At 44.5% G+C, this 247-nt stretch carries 1 protein-coding gene; it reads left to right on the forward strand.

Annotation, left to right across the window (positions count from 1 at the left end):
- A partial coding sequence (locus ACST15_RS12580; RefSeq protein WP_459455001.1) for a hypothetical protein occupies positions 1–247 on the forward strand: 247 nt, incomplete at both ends.

Below are 247 nucleotides of genomic sequence, written 5' to 3' on the forward strand. Positions count from 1 at the left end.
CAGCTCCTGTGAAAAGTGGTACTGGTTCCCAAACTCAATCTACCATTACTTACACTGCTGGTACAGCGAATAAATTAGTCGTTTCTTCTATCTCGCAACAAACAGCTGGTACAGGGTTTGCCGTTACAGTTACATTAACCGACGTAAACGGCAATGCGGTCAATGCCACCGCTGATGGAACAGTTACTCTTACTCGTAAGACAGGTACTGGTACTTTAGGTGGTACACTTACAGGTACCATTACTTC

This window comes from Aquirufa sp. Wall-65K1 (assembly GCF_054558475.1).